Raw genomic sequence first — 14,459 nt, forward strand, 5'->3', positions numbered from 1 at the left:
CGCCCGGCGGAGCGGATCGCGGGCAGTGCGGCTCACCGTCAGCGCGGATCGCCGTCCGCGCGAACCGCCGCCGAGCGGGCCGTCAGGCCCGTCCCGTCAGCCCCGCCCCGTCCCCCACCGTCCGGTCACCTCCGCCAGCGCCCGCACCGCCTTCGCGACCAGCGCGTCGTCGTCCCGTATCAGCCGGTTGTGCTCCACGTGCAGGAACGGCACGCCCGCCTCCTCCGCGTACTCGCCCTCCACGTTCGTGCGGCCCTCCAGGCGGCCGCAGTAGCGCTCCCAGACCTCGCAGACGCGCAGGCCCTGGGCGCGGTAGGCGGCGGCGAGACGCACCGCGGAGGGGAGGCCCTCCTCGCCCTTGCCCGGGGAGACGACGACGTCGTGGTCGGGGAGGCTGCTGTCGGCGAAGCCGTGGACCTGGACGGCGGGCAGGCGGCGGTCGGCGAGGGCGTCGGAGACGGCGGCGAAGACGGAGTCGCGGCGGTGGGCGACGTCCGCGGCGTCGGGGCCGCCGCCGGAATCCGCCGCGCGGTGGGCGCCGGCCAGGACGAGCACGCCGCCGGGGGTGCCGCGCAGGAGCCCGATGCCGAGCTGTTCGGTGCGCTGGTCGGCGGAGGGGTGCGGGACCTGGACCTGCCAGCGGACCGGGCCGCGCAGGTCCACGTAGACGCGGCCCCAGCCGCGCCGGACCTCGCCCTCCCGCGTGGCGTCGGCGATCTCCGCGTACCGGGTGCCGCCGCTGCTGTCGACGAGGGTGCGCACCGCGTAGCCGACGCCGCCCAGCCGGTGCCCGGCCGCGGTGCGGTCCCCGTCGAGGAGGGCGCGGACGCCGTCGGCGACGGCGCGGCGCTCGCGCTCGGTGGGGATGCGGTAGCTGCCGTCGGCGGTGATGCCGTCGGTGTAGTCGGTGATGCGCCGGGCGAGGTCGACGGTGCCGGTGGGCTGCGGCGCGGCCCTGCGGGACCTGGTCGTGTCCTTGCGGCCGTCCCCGTCCCCGTCCGCGGCCGACGGGCCTCCGCAGCCGGCCGCCCCGGCCAGGACCGGCGCGCCGAGCAGCACGCAGAGCAGCAGCGCCCGCGCGGCGCGGGCCGTACCGGCGGCACGGGCCGTACGCGCGGCGCGCACCGTACGCGCGCGCACGCCGCGGGCGGTCTCCGGCTGGCTCGTCATGCCGGCAAAAGTACCCCGGAGCCGCACGCTTTCCCGCCTCTACTTCAACTGCACCCGATTCGCACGCACATGAGGTACATGCCGCCAAGATTTTGTCAATACTTTAGCTTCCACTTAGGATTCTGCAGTTCCCCTTAGCCCATCCTGATGAGCGGCAAGCAGAACAAGGTATTCCGCCGTCCCGGGCAGCAATGCCGTGCCGCGGCCGAAAGGAATACCCAGGAATGCCGCCCACCGCTCCGCGCGGCGCGCGTCGGCGCAAGATACGCCGGCGCGCCGACATGCCCCTGCTCGGCGGCGCCCGCCCGCCGATCGCCGCGCTCCTGGCGCTGCTGCTGCTGGTGGCGGGGGCGACCGCACTGGTGCTGGGCGACCACGACCGGGCCGCCGTCGACAAGGCCGTGCTCAGCTCGCAGCAGCGGGTGGCGGAGGACGGCGCGCTCACGCTGCGGGCCTCCCTGGACGAGAGCGTCACCGATCTCCAGCGCGCCGCCGCGCTGTTCGCCGGGCCCGAGGCCGTACCGGCCGACACCGTCCTGGACAAGCTCGGCAAGGTCTACAACAAGTGGCGCGGCCTCGCGGTCATCGACCCCGCCGGGGGAGGCCTCCTCGCCGCGCGCGGCGAAACGATCCCTCTGGCCGACGTCCTCAAGGACGGGTCAAACAAAACTGCCGAAAACGGGAACAAGGGCGATAAGGACAACAAGGGCGGCAAGGACGGCGATCTCGCGCCCCGGCTCGTGAAGCTCCCCTCCGGCGAGACCCGCATGCTCGTCACCGCCGCCCTGCGCGACGGCGGCAAGCTGCGGCTGCTCGTCGCCTCCGGCACCCTCAACGTGCCGGGGATCTCCACCGGCGAGAACCGCTCCCTGCTCGTGATCGACTCCGCCGGCACGGTCCTCGCCAAGGACGGCCCCTCGATCACCCGCACGGCGTGGGCCAAGCGCGCCGCGAAGACGGCCGCCGCGGCCTTCGGCAAGACCCCCGAGCCCGGCGGCCACCCGGGCGCCAGCGGCCACCTCATGGGCGGCTCGGACAAGAAGCACCGCACCGCCGTGGGCTATGCGGCCGCGGGCCGCTCCCCCGGTGAGACCAGCCCCGCGGGCGGCCTCGGCCTGTCGGTCCTCACGTCCGTCAAGGTCACCGAGGACGCCAAGGCCGTGCGCACCCAGGCCTTCGGACTGGTGGCCGCCGCCGTGCTGCTCGTCCTCGCCGTGCTCGTCACCTGGATCCTGGTCCGCACGGTCCAGCGCCCGCTGATCCAGCTGTACCTGGAGAGCCGCAGGATCGGCCGCGGCGAGCTCGACCGCCCGGTGCGCAAGTTCCGCGGCCGCGAGCCGGCCCGGATCGGCGCCGCCCTGGAGAGCCTGCGCGGCCAGCTGCTCGGCGGGCGGCCCACCCGCACCGGCCGGGCGCGCGGCGGCTTCGGCACCCGCGCCACCGTCATCGTCTGCGGCGTCGTCCTGCTCGCCTGGGCCGCGCCGCTCCTGCTGCTCCTCAACCGCGCCGGCAGCGGCGTGACCGTGCCCAAGCAGCTCGTCGAGGACCAGCGCCGGCGCACCGACACCGCCGCCGACCGCGTCCGCAAGGCGCTCAACGAGGGCTGGGCCGACGTCGCCTCCGTCGCGCAGATCGTCGGAGCGGGCGGCGGCAAGGACGACGCCGCAGACAAGGCCGTCCTGCAGACGACGCTGCGCGAGCACCCCCGCTACCGCTCCGTCTACGTCCTCGACGCCGACGGCAAGGTCCTCACCCGCGCCGGGGCCGCCCCGCGCCACCCGGGCGGCCGGAAGCCGTACGCGGACTCCGTCGCCCAGCTCAACACCTCGGGCAAGGAACCGGCGGTCGCCGCGTACGCGGCCGTGCCCGGCGGCAAGGGCCGCACCGTCGTCGGCGAGTACGACCCGCAGTTCCTGATCTCCATGGTCACCCGGCCCGGCCTCGGCCAGGTCTGGCTGGTGGACGACAAGCACCGCATCCTCGCCGCCGACCGGCAGCACGGCTTCCGCGCCTTCTCGAAGCTTCCCGGCCGGCACCTGGACACCCTCGCGGTCAAGGCGCGCAAGGCCACCAACGGCACCGCGCTGCTGCACCGCACCGCAGGCGGCTCCTCCCTCGCGGCCGCCGCGCCCTTCACCGGCGGCGGAGCGGTCCGCGACCTCGGCTGGCAGGTCGTCAGCGAGCAGCCGGCGTCCTGGCTGGAGCTGCCCGAGTACACCGCGCAGCGGCACACCATGCTCGCCGGGCTGCTCGGCGTCACCGCCGCCGTGGCCTGCCTGGGCTGGCTGCACATCCTCGTCATCCGCCCGCTGCGCACGCTCGCCGGCCAGGCCGAGGCGCTGGCCGGCGGCGACCGCAGGACCGTGCTGTTCCCGCAGCACCACGACGAGGCGGGCGCGGTCGTCCGCAACCTCGAACTGATCCGGCAGCAACTGGCCCAGAGGCAGCCGGCGCGCCCCTCCGGAAGGAACTGACCCGGTGCTCTTCCTCTACACGGTCCTGGTGATCTGCTGTGCGATCGTCCTGGTCGCGGGCGTCGTCGAGCAGCGCCGCCACTTCACCAACCTGGACATGATCCCCACCCGGGTGCTGATCAACGGCATCCGCGGCAAGAGCTCCATCACCCGGCTGTGCGCGGGCGCGCTGCGCGGCGGCGGCCTGGTCACGGTCGCCAAGACCACCGGCACCGCGGCGCGCTTCATCCACCCGGACGCCACCGAGGAGCCCGTCTACCGCAAGTTCGGCATCGCGAACGTCGTGGAGCAGATCGGCATCGTGCGGCGCGCCGCCGCGTACCGGCCGCACGCGCTCGTCATCGAGTGCATGGCCGTCATGCCGGCCCTGCAGGAGGTCAACCAGACCAAGCTGATCCGCTCCACGATCGGCGTGCTCTGCAACGTCCGCGAGGACCACCTGGCGGAGATGGGCCCCACCCTGGACGACGTGGCCCGCTCTCTGAGCCGGTCCATGCCGCACGGCGGCATCTGCGTCACCGCCGAGCGCGACCGGCTGCACATCCTGCGCGAGGAGGCCGCCGCACGCGACTGCCGGCTGATCGCCGTGGACCCGGAGACCGTCACCGACGCCGAGCTGCGGGGCTTCAGCTGGTTCACGTTCAAGGAGAACGTGGCCATCGCCCTCGCCGTCGCCGAGCTCCTCGGCGTCGACCGGGCCACCGCGCTGCAGGGCATGTACGACGCGCCGCCGGACCCCGGCGTGCTCTCCGTCGAGCGCTACCTCACCCCCGACGGCAAGCCGTTCCGCTTCGCCAACATCTTCGCGGCCAACGACCCCGAGTCGACGCTGATGAACGTCGAGCAGCTGCTGAGCCTGGGCGCGATCGAGCGCCCCCTGCACGTCCTCATCAACTGCCGCCCCGACCGCGTCGAGCGCAACGGGCAGATGGGCGAGCTGATCCCCCGCCTCGAACCGGAATCGGTCTTCCTGATCGGCCACCCGACGAAGAGCGCCGCCGACGCGATCCCCGCCGAGTGGCGCTCGAAGATCGTCGACCTCGGCGGCGACCGCCGCGACCCGGCCGAACTGGAGCGGGAGATCCTGGACCGGCTCGGCCCCGGCGCCTCGCTCATCGCCATCGGCAACATCCACGGCCAGGGCGAGCTGCTGCTGGAGCGGCTGGCGGAACTGCCCGCGGACGAGACGCCGCAGACACCGCAGACGCCGCAGACGCCGCAGGCTCAGCGGCCGGAGGAGCCGAGTCCGCAGCGGGAAGAGCCCCCGGTGTACGTGCCGACCTACATAGATCCCACAGGAGACTTCCGTTGATCCCCGCCGTCCTCACCCCGGAGATCGCCGCCATCGGGATCGCCCTCGGCCTGCTGTTCTCCCTGGTCTGCTACCTCACCACCAACCTCTCCCCCGGCGGCATGATCACCCCCGGCTGGCTGGCCCTCACCCTCGTCGAGAGCCTGCAGCGCGCCGCCATGGTCGTCGGCATCACCGTCCTGACGTACCTGTGCACCCTGCTGCTGCAGCGCTACGTGATCCTCTACGGCAAGCGCCTGTTCGCGGCGGTCGTCCTGACCGGCGTGGTGCTGCAGGCGACGCTCCACGTGATCCTGCAGCAGCAGTTCCCACTGATGTACGCCAACCAGACGCTGGGCTTCATCGTCCCCGGCCTGATCGCCTACCAGCTCGTGCGCCAGCCGCGCGGCGCGACCCTGCTGGCCACCGGCACGGTCTCGCTCGCCAACTACGTCGTCCTGACCGCCGGCATCCTGCTGGGCTTCATGCCCACCGCCTGAGCCTTCCCGACTCGACCCGACCCGACCCCACGGAGCGCAGCCCCATGACGAAGGACCGGAGCAAGGGCCGGAAGAAGAGCCCGAAGAAGGGGCCGGTGAAGGGACCGAAGAAGGGCCTGACCGGCCGCCGCGCCCTCCACACCCTGGTCGTCCTCGGCCTGCTCGGCACCAGCGCGTACCTCACGGTGGAGCTGCGCGAGAAGCAGGAGGCCGACGCGCCGCCGGTGCAGTCCGTCGCGGGCGCCGGCGGGACGACCGGCAGCAAGCCGGCCTCCGGGGAACGCCGCTTCGAACGGCTGGCCAACCCCGCCCGCACCGTCGTGCGCGCGGCCGACGGCGGAGTGCTCGGCACCTTCACCGACGGCGCCCGCACCGCCGTCCTCACCGGCGCGAGCCGCACCTTCACCGAGCCCAAGCACACCTCGGCGAAGGTGACCACGGACAGCTGGGTGCGGCTGCTGCCGGAGGCCTGGAAGGAGGGCTCCGAGAAGTCCGCCTGGTTCAAGGACTGGTTCAGCAAGTCCCTGGGCAGCAAGGAGCCCGACGTCTTCGCCTTCGCGATGGAATACATCGAAGGCGCCCCGCAGAAGAAGGACGCGCAGGGCATCCCCTACTCCGGCGACGCCCAGTTCGGCCCCCTGAACCCCAGCGGCTCCGCGGCCGGCGACCTGCGCCTGGAACAGTCCGACTTCTACGACTACCTCGGCATCCCCTACCGCTTCCGCGACGGCACCGTCGAACGGCCCGAGCCGGCGCGCTTCCGGGCCATGGACTGCTCGGGCTTCATCCGCACCGTCTTCGGCTACCGCGCCCGCTATCCCCTGATGGCCAAGGACGTCAAGGGCGACGGCCTCCCCCGCACCGCCAACGGCATGGCCCGGCTCTCCCCCGGCGTACCGGTCCTGGAACTGACCGGCAAGCGCCCCGACGCCACGGACCGGCTGCAGCCCGGCGACCTGGTCTTCTTCGACATCGACAAGCGCACCGGCGAACGCCTGGACCACGTAGGCATCTACATGGGCCTCGACACCGACGGCAAACCCCGCTTCATCTCCAGCCGCGAAGAAGCCAACGGCCCCACCTTCGGCGACAAGGGCGGCACGGCCCGCCTGGACGGCAACGGCTTCTACGCGACGGGGCTGCGGAGCGCGAAGCGGTTGTGATGCCGCCCCGGGCACATCCGGGCCCAAATATTCTGTTTGCCGGAACTCCGTGTCAGACTTGCCCGGTTCACAGGTGATTCGCGACAGAAGTGGGAGACCGTGCCCGAGCAGGTGAAGTCCTCGTCCGGCGAACGGAGCGCAGGAGAACGGATCAGGAGCACGGCTCGCCGCGCCGGAACGCGGCTGTGGTCGACCCGCAGGCGCCGGCTGACGACGATCGGCACGTCGGCCGCCTTGGTGGCGGCCGCCGTCACCGGGGTCCTGCTCCTCCGGGACAGTGACCCCGGAGCGGAGCCCGGGGCCAAGGGCGCTCGCAAGCTCGTCATGGCGTACATCGACGCGCTGGCCGACGACGACATGCGCGAGGCGTGCCGTCTGATGCACCCCAAGGTGGTCTCCTCCATGGCCGAGGCCGACGGCGGTTGCCCGGGGGCCATGCGCGCCCAGATCGGCGACCGGCTCAGCGGCAAGGAGCGGGGCAGGATCGGCGACATCGACGTCCACGCGGCCCAGGTCGAGGGCGGCGGCAAGGTCGCCCGCGTCGAGGTCGGCTCCGGGCCGAAGGGCGCGAGGAAGAGCACCGTGACGGTGGAGCGCACCGACGGACACTGGCGCATCCTGGAGGACTGAGAACGAGCACGCCGCCCGCGACGGGGCGGGTGCGAAGAGCGGGCGGGAGGCGCGCCTCCGGACGTCCGGTACGGGTGACGGACGCCGAGGGCTCGGAGACCAGCTACGGCTACGACGTGCTGGGCAACCGCGCCTGGCAGGTCGACCCGAGCGGAACCCGGACCGAGTACACCTACACCCCGCGCAACAAGGTGGCGGAAGTGCGGGTGCGCGACTGGCGCGGCGACCCGGAGGACGCTCCCAAGGACGGCGACGAGAAGGTCCTGGTGATCGACTCCTACGCCTACGACATGGCCGGCCGCCTGACCCGGCACGCCGACGCCATGGGCCGGATACGCGCGTTCAGCTACTACGACGACGGCCTCAGCAAGTCCGTGCGCGCCCTCGGCGTGCGCCAGCCGGACGGGTCCACCCGCGACATCGAGCTCGAGAAGAACGTCTACGACGCCCTCGGCAACCTGACGCGCAAGACCACCGGCAACGGCACCACCGTCACCGCCTACGCCTACGACGTCTCGGGCCGGACCCAGACGATCACCACGGACCCGGGCCGGCTCGACCGCAAGGTCAGCTACACGTACGACGACGCCGACAACGTGACGCGCGTCGTGCACACCGGCAAGAGCTCCAACGTCCAGTTCTCCAGCAGCAGCTCCGAGGTCGTCGACTACACCTACGACGCCGCCGGCCGTGAGCTCAGCGAGACCACGCTCAACGGCAAGGAGCGGCTGACCACGACCTTCAAGCGCGACCAGCGCGGTCTGCTGCTCGCGGAGACCGAGCCCCGGGGCAACGCCGAGGGCGCGGACCCGGAGGCCTACACCACCACCTACACCTACGACGAGCTCGGCCGTCAGGTGACCGTCACCGAGCCGGCCGCCGACACGGAGAACGGCGGCGACTCCCAGGCCGTCAAGGTCCGTCCGGCCACCACCACCGGCTACAACGCCTTCGACGAGGCGACCCAGAGCAAGGACCCGCAGGGCCGGGTCTCCTCCGTCGCCTTCGACAAGACCGGCCGCCCCACGGTGAGCACCTCGCCGTCGTACACCCCGCCCGGGGCGTCCGAGCCGATCACCCCGGTGAGCCGCAACGAGTACGACGCGGCGGGCCGGGTCACCGCGACCACGGACGCGCTCGGCAACACCAAGCGCTTCCGCTACGACCAGCTCGGCCGGATGGTCCAGCGTGAGGAGCCCCGTTCCTCGAAGCTGCTGGGCCTGGTGACCGAGCCCGGCAAAAACGTTCCGGCGGGTGCCGGCGCCGTGTGGTCGTACACCTACTCCCGCACGGGCGAGACGCTGTCGGTGACGGACCCGACCGGGGCCCGCACCGAGAGCACCTACGACGACCTCGGCCGTCAGCGCACGGCGACGACGGTGGAGCGCAAGTCCGACCAGACCCGCTACTTCACCACCACCTTCACCTACGACGACGCCGACCGCCTGGTGGCACAGACCACGCCCGGCGGAGACACCGCGCGCTTCAGCTACGACGCGCTCGGCCAGCTCACCGGCACCGAGGACGCCGCCGGTGTGAAGACGCAGACCGGCTTCGACATGGCCGGCCGTGTCATCCGCAACAGCGACGCCCTGGGCCGCACCGTGCGGCAGGACTACGACCAGGCCGGCCGGATGACCGGTCAGCTCTGGCTGGACAAGGACGACCGCCCGCTGCGCAACCGCAGCTTCCGCTACGACCAGGCGGGCAACCTCTCGACGTCCACCGACGCCAAGGGCAAGAGCACCCGCTTCACCTTCGACCCGCAGAACCAGCTGGTGAAGCAGGTCGAGCCGGTGAGCACGGAAAAGACGATCACGACCAGCTTCGGCTACGACGTCAACGGCAACCGCACCCGTTTCACCGACGGCCGCGGCAACACCACGCGCTACACCTTCAACGCCCTCGGCCTGCCCGAGTCGGTGATCGAGTCGGAGACCAAGGAGCACCCGGCACCGGCCGATCGCACCTGGACCACCTCCTACGACGCCGAGGGCAACCCGGTCCGGCTCACCGAGCCCGGCAAGGTGGAGCGTCAGCGCACCTTCGACCCCAGCGGCCTGCTGCTGCAGGAGACCGGCTCCGGGGCCGAGGCCTCGACCCCGTCCCGCGTCTACGAGTACGACGCGGTCGGCCGGATGACCTCGGCCGGCGCCCCCAAGGGGACGAACGTCTTCGAGTACAACGACCGCGGCCTGCTGACCTCCGCCAAGGGCGGTTCCGGCGAAGCCACGTTCGGCTACGACGAGGACGGTCGCCTGATCACCAAGGCCGACGCCGCCGGCACGGCCGTATTCGGCTACGAGAAGGGACGCCTGAAGACCCTCAAGGATCCCCAGTCGCAGCGGGTCTTCACCTACCGCTACGACAAGTCCGGCGCGCTGGAAGGCGTCGACTCCCCCGGTCTGAACCGCACCTTCGGGTACGACGCGCTGGGCCGTCAGGTCTCCGACGTGACCAAGTCCGCCGGCGGGACGACACTGACCTCCTTCGAGTACGCCTTCGACGACAACGACCGGGTGATCTCGAAGAAGACCGGCGGCACGGCCGACGCGGGCGAGCAGAAGTACACGTACGACGACGCCGGGCGCCTGACCTCCTGGACCGACAAGGACGGCAAGACCACGGGTTACGCGTGGGACGACGCCGGAAACCGCATCCAGGCGGGCGAGCGCAAGGCGACGTACGACGCGCGCAACCGGATGCTGACCAACGGTGAGGCCACCTACACCTACACCCCGCGCGGCACCCGGAAGTCCTCCACCACGTCCGGCCTGACCGAGGAGAGCCGCTTCGACGCCTTCGGCCAGCTGGCCAAGCAGGGCGAGATCTCCTACCAGTACGACGCCCTCGGCCGCCTGGTCGACCGGGACGGCACCCAGCACACCTACGCCGGCCTCGACGACGAGGTCGTCACCGACGGCCGCGGCGTCTACAGCCGCGGGCTCAACGGCGAGCTGGTCTCCATCACCCAGGGCGGTGCCACGCGCCTGGCGATGAGCGACCGTCACGGCGACGTCGTCGGCACGCTGGACGCCAAGGACGCCGACCCCAAGAAGCTCACGTCGTCGACGGGCTTCGACCCCTTCGGCCGCACCACGGCCACCCAGGGCGACCCGGTCTCCATCGGCTACCAGGGCGACTGGACCGACCCGTCCACCCAGCAGGTCTCCATGGCCGCCCGCTGGTACGACGCCGACGGCGGTTCCTTCACCTCCCGCGACAGCTACAACCTCGACCCGACCCCCGCGTCCGTCCGCGCCAACGGCTACACCTACGGTGACGGCGACCCGGTGGACAACGTCGACCCGACGGGGCACTTCAGCTTCCGAGGCGGTCTGAAGAAGCTCGGACGGAAGGTGGCGTCCGCCGGCCGCTCCATACAGCACAAGGCCGCGCAGGTTTACAACTACGTGGAACAGAAGGTCTCGCAGGCCTACCACTACGTGGAACGGCAGGTCTCACGGGCCTACCACTACATCGAGCGGAAGGTCTCCTCGGCCGTCCACTACATCTCCCGGAAGATCTCGTCCGGCGCCCGCTGGCTGGGCAACAAGATCTCGTCCGGAGCGCGGTACATACGCAACCAGGGCGCGCGGGTCTACAAATCCGCAGCCCAGATCTACCGCGAGAGCAAGCGCTACATCAGCGACACGGCACGGGCGGCGAAGAAGTACGTCGCCACCCACAACCCCGTCCCCGTCCTGGCCAAGGCACTTCGCCCGGTCTACGCCGGCATGAAGATGGTCGTCTCGGCCGCGGCCCACGCCCCGGCGCTCCTCGTCCAGGAGACCAAGCAAGTCATCCAGGACGTGGCCAAGGTCGCGACCGAGGTCACGAAGATCGTCGCCGACGTGAGCGCCAAGATGGTCTCGGCGATCGACACCGCGATCACCGCGGTCTCGGAATTCGCCCAGACGGCGGCGCCGTACCTGAAGGCGGCACTCGAATTCGCCGCCGAGGTCACGGGCGTCAACGACGCCATCGCCTGCGCCACGAAGGGCGACGCGGAAGCGTGCCTGTGGACCGTGGTGACGGTCGGCAGCATCTTCGTACCGGGGTCGACGGCGGCGGTTCGCGGGGCCAAGACGGCACGAGTCGGCGCCAAGATGGGCCGCGCCGAGAAGGTGGCGGAGAAGAGTTCCAAGTTCGTCGACAACGCCGAAGACCTGGGCGGCGCCACCTGCAGGGTCCCGAACAGCTTCACTCCGGAAACCCCTGTCCTGATGGCCGACGGCACGACCAAGCCCATCAAGGATGTGAAGGTCGGCGACAAGGTCCTGGCGACCAATCCGACAACCGGAAAGACGGAAGCCCAGACGGTGGGCGATGTCATCGTCGGCAACGGCGAGAAGCACCTCGTCAAGCTGACGGTTGACACGGACGGCGACAAGGGCGACGCCACCGAGACCATCACCGCGACCGAAGGCCATCCGTTCTGGCTGGAAGACCAGAAGACCTGGGCCGAAGCCGGCAAGATCAAGCCGGGAGCAATGCTCCGCACGTCGACAGGCACGTGGGTCAAGGTCACGGCGACGCGCGCGTGGACCGCGGTCCAGCAGGTGTTCAACCTGTCGGTCAGCTCGATCCATACGTACTATGTGCAGGCGGGAACCAAGCCCGTTCTGGTTCACAACTGCAACGTGGCGCTGGGGCAGAAGGCCGAGGGGACCTATTCGTGGGCAAATAAAGAGGGGTTCAAGCACTTCGGTGACTACGGCCCTGATGCATGGCAGGGCCCGGTAGAGAATGCGATCAGGGACTCATCGGTGACGCTTCACGTAAATCTCCGCGGCCTGGGCAACTTCACCGATTCAGCAAAAGCCGGACTCCAGCCGGGCGCACACGCCACTGATACAGAAATGGGATGGATCGCCAGGGCTGTAGCTAATGGCGAACGCTCTTGGTCCTCGGTCAATTTCTATCGACCTAACGCAAAAGGCTCCCTCGAAAGAGTTGATGTCCCGGAACCGGACTGGGCAGGCTTCGGAAGACTCCGACCCTTCCTATCCGATGCACGGAAGTTCTGTGGCTGTTAGTGAAACACCCTGAAAGGGGTTCGCGAATGGATCCGCTTGAGACCGGCCTCTACCCAGACATTGTTGCGACAGGCAGCCTTATCTCGGTCATGGAACTGACTGCCGGCAAGAAGAACCTAGACCTGGGGCGAGTCTACAGTCACTACGCTTCGGGACCTGGCCAGGTCACCACGGCCGAGCTGGATTCGAGCCGCGGAAGGATCTCCATTCAGATCGGCAGCCAGAGCAGGACCTTCTATGTGGCAATCCAGGGACAAGGATTCACTTGGGCCGAGGGCGCCACCGATGATCTCGACAATCTTATTGAGGCATTGACATCTTGGCGGGCCGGCATTTCGGTGGATGATTTTGCCGGAAGGTTCCCCTACATGACGCCAGGACGTCTGGCAAGAGCCCACGAGTCGGGCGATCCAGCATTGACCCAGTGGAATTGGCTGCGGACTGCCGAGGAGTTCTCCGAGGAACGTTCACTCGTTGAAGCAGCCTATGTGGACGGCAGATTCGATGGCCTCTTCCCGACGCTGAGTCACGGAACGCTGCGGCTGAGTTCAGCGCAACGATTGCAGAAGGCTCAGGAAGTTTGCATCACTCCACTTTCCGGAGGATCCTACCGCGTGGAGAATGTCCGCTTGCCTGTTCCGAAGATCGTGGATTCCTTGAGGGAAGCCTTTACCGCGGCTTCCAAATCTCTCACCAATGACGCATGAGATCTTCGCGTCAGTAAATGAGGAGTCCCGTCGGCCTTGGTCCGGCGGGACTCCTGCCTGGAATGGGCTACGGCAGCAGTCGACAGCAATGTCAGCGGACCAGGGCCGTGCAAGTCGGCAGGCGGATTCGGGCCGGGGACAGCCCAAGAGCGCTACATCTGCTGTTTCCTCAACCTGAAGCAAAGAGGCCGCCGGGGTGGACAGGCAGTTCCTGTACATCCCGGCGGCCCTTCGGCATTGAGCAGGTTGGTCGGCGTCCCGACATAGGCGAACGTATTTACACCCGCCGCCACTCGCCTAGGGCGAGCCCCCGCTCGCCTGTGCGCTGGCGGGCCACGCGCAGGTGCCCGTCAACGCCCAGCACCGCGACCGTCACCCGGTCGTTCCCGTCGACCGCCAGCGCCGGGGCGCCCGCGAACTCCTCGCCGGTCTCGGACCACTGCGCGGCCAGCACCTCGTCCCCGCTGGGGCATACGGCGACGGCCGGGAGGCCGGAAGCCGCGCGCTGGGCGAGGACCGTGCACTCGTGCCCGTCGAGGACGGCGTGCAGCACGGCGACCGCCCCGCTGCCGGTGCCGCCGACCGAGGCTGTGGCGGGCTCGGCGTCGGCAGCGGCCTCGTCAGCCACAGCCTCCGGCGCCAGCGTGTGCAGTTCGCCGTCGACGGCGTCACGCCAGAAGTGCGTGATGCGGTCCTCCCCCGTCACTCCGGCCGTCGCCGAGCAAGCCCCCGGCTTGGCGGGGACGTTGCGCACGCGCCGCACCGGGCCGCCCGGCTGCTCCTGGCGCCAGCGCAGCACGAACTCGGACGCGGGGGCGAGCAGTTCGATGCGGCCGGAGGGGGTCGCGGCGGCGGTCAGGCCGTCGAGGACGTGACTGCCCTTCATGTCGGTCCAGGGGCCCCAGATGCCGCGGGCGTCCTGCCGGCGGCCGCAGACGCCGCCGCCGGAGTTGCGGACGAAGACCTGCAGGCCGGTGGAGTCGACGGCGGCGGTGGGGACGCCGAGCTGGGCGGAGCGCTGCCGGTCCGGGCCGTGGGGAGAGCCGATCGACCGCCAGTTCGTGGGCGGGCGGCCGGGCTGGAACTGGGTGGCGTAGACGATGTCGGTGTCGACCTCGCCCGCATCGGTCTCGCGCTGCCGCACGCCGACGAGGTACACGTAGCCCTGCGGACTCTGCGCTATGGACAGGCAGGCCTCCAGGCCGGGCACCGCGAGCAGCTCCGGGCCCGTCCACTCCGGGCCGCCGGGCCGGGTCTCGGTCCAGCGCACGACACCGCCCTCGGCCGGTGCGTAGGCCGTCAGGCGGCCGTCGCTCCCCCTCAGTAGCCAGCCGGTGACCGGGGTGGCCGTACGCACTGCCATGACTCGCTGCCAGCCTTTCTCGCATGCGGCTCTCGCATTCGGCCTCGGTCGCGCTGCGCTCGGAGCCCGTTTGTCGACCCTCGACAATAACATCGTGGCCGGTCAGGGCCTCCGCCCGCGGT

The 14,459-nt window shown here is 70.5% G+C and carries 9 protein-coding genes; 7 read left to right on the top strand and 2 right to left on the bottom strand.

Translation table 11 applies throughout. The features are described 5' to 3' along the window. Window positions 1-96: 96 nt before the first annotated feature. The gene (locus tag ACFPP6_RS14195) at window positions 97-1,170 is read right to left on the bottom strand and encodes a hypothetical protein (protein WP_382041210.1); all 1,074 of its coding nucleotides are present in this window, start codon (window positions 1,168-1,170) and stop codon (window positions 97-99) included. A gap of 224 nt (window positions 1,171-1,394) precedes the next feature. Between ACFPP6_RS14195 and ACFPP6_RS14200 the strand changes: the two genes are divergently transcribed. From ACFPP6_RS14200 to ACFPP6_RS14230, 7 genes are all read left to right on the top strand, one after another. Next, entirely contained in the window at window positions 1,395-3,644 is a 2,250-nt protein-coding gene (locus ACFPP6_RS14200; RefSeq protein ID WP_382041212.1) for a HAMP domain-containing protein, read from the top strand. A 4-nt stretch (window positions 3,645-3,648) separates the two neighbouring features. After that, the gene (gene pgsB / locus ACFPP6_RS14205) at window positions 3,649-4,956 is read left to right on the top strand and encodes a poly-gamma-glutamate synthase PgsB (RefSeq protein ID WP_382041214.1); all 1,308 of its coding nucleotides are present in this window, start codon (window positions 3,649-3,651) and stop codon (window positions 4,954-4,956) included. Continuing rightward, the gene (locus tag ACFPP6_RS14210) at window positions 4,953-5,435 is read left to right on the top strand and encodes a poly-gamma-glutamate biosynthesis protein PgsC/CapC (RefSeq protein WP_335581444.1); all 483 of its coding nucleotides are present in this window, start codon (window positions 4,953-4,955) and stop codon (window positions 5,433-5,435) included. The genes pgsB and ACFPP6_RS14210 overlap by 4 nt, the downstream gene beginning before the upstream one ends. Before the next feature lie 44 nt (window positions 5,436-5,479). Then, entirely contained in the window at window positions 5,480-6,598 is a 1,119-nt protein-coding gene (locus tag ACFPP6_RS14215; protein ID WP_382041216.1) for a C40 family peptidase, read from the top strand. 99 nt (window positions 6,599-6,697) lie between these two features. Continuing rightward, a complete protein-coding gene (locus tag ACFPP6_RS14220; RefSeq protein ID WP_382041219.1) occupies window positions 6,698-7,228 on the top strand; it encodes a hypothetical protein in 531 nt (176 codons plus the stop codon). A 74-nt stretch (window positions 7,229-7,302) separates the two neighbouring features. Next, window positions 7,303-12,267, top strand: coding sequence for a polymorphic toxin-type HINT domain-containing protein (locus tag ACFPP6_RS14225; RefSeq protein ID WP_417801536.1), 4,965 nt, complete (start codon window positions 7,303-7,305; stop codon window positions 12,265-12,267). A 26-nt stretch (window positions 12,268-12,293) separates the two neighbouring features. Continuing rightward, the gene (locus ACFPP6_RS14230) at window positions 12,294-12,974 is read left to right on the top strand and encodes a DUF6193 family natural product biosynthesis protein (protein ID WP_382041225.1); all 681 of its coding nucleotides are present in this window, start codon (window positions 12,294-12,296) and stop codon (window positions 12,972-12,974) included. Between the two features lie 277 nt (window positions 12,975-13,251). Here ACFPP6_RS14230 and ACFPP6_RS14235 read toward each other — a convergent pair whose 3' ends face one another. Beyond that, entirely contained in the window at window positions 13,252-14,337 is a 1,086-nt protein-coding gene (locus tag ACFPP6_RS14235) for a PLL family lectin (protein ID WP_382041227.1), read from the bottom strand. Window positions 14,338-14,459: the final 122 nt, after the last annotated feature.

It is taken from the genome of Streptomyces aureoversilis, from assembly GCF_042657885.1.
GTDB lineage: Bacteria > Actinomycetota > Actinomycetes > Streptomycetales > Streptomycetaceae > Streptomyces > Streptomyces aureoversilis.